At 74.5% G+C, this 3,244-nt stretch carries 2 protein-coding genes; one reads left to right on the plus strand and one right to left on the minus strand.

Annotated elements, in window-relative coordinates; translation table 11 throughout:
- The first annotated feature begins 447 nt into the window (after positions 1 to 447).
- Positions 448 to 696 carry a hypothetical protein gene (locus KGQ19_RS48135; protein ID WP_212022283.1) on the plus strand — a complete coding sequence of 83 codons (249 nt, stop codon included), beginning with the start codon at positions 448 to 450 and terminating at the stop codon, positions 694 to 696.
- A gap of 2,236 nt (positions 697 to 2,932) precedes the next feature.
- Here KGQ19_RS48135 and KGQ19_RS48140 read toward each other — a convergent pair.
- Positions 2,933 to 3,244, minus strand: a 312-nt coding sequence (locus KGQ19_RS48140) for a hypothetical protein (protein ID WP_212022285.1), incomplete at its 5' end; no start/stop codon positions are given.

Below are 3,244 nucleotides of genomic sequence, written 5' to 3' on the forward strand. Positions count from 1 at the left end.
GGGCGGTGGATGGGGACGGCTCGCTGGACTGGGTTGGTGGCACTGGGGTTGGTGCTGGTGCTGGTGCTGGTGCTGGTGCTGGTGCTGTGAGAGTTGATGCCGTGGGGAGCGCCGCCGGTTGAATTGCCGGCGGGGGGCTGCTGGGCTGCCGAGTTCTGGGACGCGGTTGTGGCGAGCGGCGGCGTTGTAGCTGCGCTCCCCGGTGCCGGGACCTGGGCCGGGGCGGCGGCTGCGGCGGCTGACCGCTGGATCGTGTCAGTAGGCTGCATCGAAGCTGCCGCGTCTGCGGATTGCGTGGCGGGGCGGTTGTAGGCGGGACGCACCGGTTCGGGACGTGTCGCGCGCTGGACTGACGGGGTCTCGGCGGCGGCGGCTGGTGCGGTCGTGTTGGCTGCGGCCTCGGCGAGGACGTAGCCGGCGAGCTGGCGGGTGCCGAGCAGGGGCTTGGTGGACGTCGCCGGATTGGAGGTCACCGGTCCCGAGGCATTCAGCCGCACTCGCGCCGAAGGGGAACTCACCTGGACTTCCGGCGCACGCTGCACACTCGCCGCCGCACTGACCGAGGACTCCGCGACCGGCGATGCAGCGCTGCTCTGCACCTCGACGGCGGGGGGCGTAACGGGATTGCGTGCGGCGATCGGCGGCTGCGGCGGCGCGCTGGCCGGAACCACAGGCGTCGCCGTCGCGCGCCGCTGAACGGCACGGATCGGCATGGCCTGGGGCGTGGAGGGCACGGCGCGTTGGGCGGCGGGCAGGCTGAACGGCTCAGCGCCGGACGTACCCGCCTCGGGGCCCTGACCCGCAGACTCCGCGCCTGAACGCTGGATCGGTGCCCCAGTGCCCGGACGCTGCCCAGCCTGAGTAGGCGCAGACCCGGTAGCTGACTGCGCCGCCGCACGCTGTGTGGACAAGGGCTGGGATGCTGCCGAATTCTGTACCGCCGAAGCCAGTCCCTGAGCGGAGCGCTGCACAATCGCCGGCTCACCGGCACCCGCAGCCGCACCGCCCGCTCCAGCAGACCCCCCGCCCGCCGAGTCGCCCGCAGACCATCCCGCTGCCGAACCACTCGCGGACCGCTGAACAGCAGCACCACCCGCACTCGCCGCCGAACCGCCCGTGCTCGCCGAGCGCTGTATAGCCGCACCGCCCGAGCCCGCTGCCGACTCACCCGAACTCACTGAGCGCTGAACAGCACCACCACTCGCACCTGCTGCCGGACCGCCCGCATCCGCCGAGGAACCGCCTGCCGCCGAGCCACTCGCACTCGCCGAGCGCTGAACAGCACCACCACTCGCACCTGTTGCCGGACCACCCGCGCCGGCCGCCGAACCGCCTGCCGCCGAGCCACCCGAACTCACTGAGCGCTGAACAGCACCACCACTCGCGCCGGCCGCCAGCCCACTCGCCCCCGCTGAACCGCTCCCACGTGCCGCCGAGTCGCTCGCCGACCGCCCGGCCGCGTGGTCGCCCGCGGACGATCCAGCCGACCGGCCTGCACTCGCCGCCGGACCATTTATCGGCAGCCCGCCCGCGAGCGCCCCACCCGAGTTCGCCGACTGCCCAGCCGCCGAGCCACTCGCACTTGCCGACGGCCCGGCCGCATGGTCGCCCCCAGCGGCTCCAGCCGAGCTAGCCGAGCTAGCCGAGCGCTGTATAGCCGAACCGTCCGCCGACCGGCCAGCCACAGAACCACCCGAGGCCGCCGCCGAACCGCCTGCCGTCCGCCCGTCCGCCGAACCGGCCGCAGACGACCCGCCTGACCTCGCCGAGCGCTGAACTGCCGGGCCATCAGCACTCGCCGAACCACTCGCACCCGCAGACCACCCGGCGGCTGCCCCGCTCACAGACGATCCCGCCGAGCCGCCCGCACTCGCTGCCGAGCCACCTGAGCTCGCCGCACCGCCCGTACTCGCCGAACGCTGAACTGCCGCACCGCCCGCACCAGCCGCCGATCCGGCTGCCGAACCACTCGCGCCCGCAACCGCGCCGCCCGCCGACTGCGTGGCCGCCGAACTACTCGCGCCCGTAGGCTGCCCGGCTGCTGAACCGCCCGCAGCCGATCCGGGCGAACCACCTGTACTCGTAGCCGAACCACCTACCGGCGGCCCGCCCGCAAGCGACCCACCCGAGTTCGCCGAACGCTGAACTGCTGAACCACTCGCATCCGCCGCCGACCCGGCTGCCGGCCTGCCGCCCGCAGACGCTCCCGCCGCCGAGCCACCAGCCCTCGCCGAACGCTGGATCGCCGGGCCCATCGCACTCGCCGGCCCCTGGCCTGCCGCGCCACTCGCACCTGCCGACCGTCCGGCCGCCGCGTCGCCGCCGCTCGCGGAGCGCCCGGTCGCCGAACCGCCCGCGCTCACCGAGCCTGCTGCTGCCGCGTCGCCCACGGGCCCGCCGCTTGCGGACGTTCCGGCCGACTGCCCAGCCGCCGAACCACCGCTTCCCGCAGGCAATCCGCTCGCCGAGCGCTGAACAGCGACACCGCTCGCGCTCGCTGCCGAACCGCTCGGCGATCCCGAGTCCTGCTGCATCCGCTGCGCGATCATCGGCTCAGCCGGCGCCGGCGATCCGCCCGACCGCTGCACCGACGCCACCGGACGCGTCCGAGGCGTGACAGTCGCCTGCGTCAGGCGCGGACCCGTGGGGCGCGGCTGGACGACCGGCTTCGTGGGCGTGCGGAGCACCGACTGCCGCACGACCGGTGCGGCCGGGACCTCAGACGAAGCCGGAGCCGCAGCCGACGCCGACGCCTCGGACTCCTCAACACTCCGCTTGACCGGCGCGGTCAGCGGCAAGTTCATTGCCGGCAGTTCCAGTGACGCGGCAGTGCCGGTGCGGGCGATCGCGCGGGCGACCAGGCGCCCGCCCGGTGCGTCGGTGCGGACCTGGCGGCGTGGCTCGCGCTGGAAGGAAGGGTTCTGCCACGTGGCTAGACGTGCGCCGAAGTCGGCCGCCGAAACGCCGGTCGCCGTCGAGCGGCTGACGCCGCGCATCGCGGGAACGGCGGCCCACTCGCGGCGCTGCACGTTGGCCGCGCCCGCGCCCGCGGCCGCGTTGCCAGCAGCGGCAGCCCCGGCGCCGCCAGCCGAACCCGAACCAGGAGCCGGACCCGAACCAGCACCAGCACCAGCACCAGCACCAGCACCAGCAGAACCCGAGCCAGCCCCGCCGTCACCAGCCACAGCACTGTCAGCGGAAACCGCCAGAGCCGGAGCCGCAGCCCCGCCGCCGGCCCCATCCC

This window comes from Catenulispora pinistramenti (genome assembly GCF_018274385.1).
Lineage (GTDB): Bacteria > Actinomycetota > Actinomycetes > Streptomycetales > Catenulisporaceae > Catenulispora > Catenulispora pinistramenti.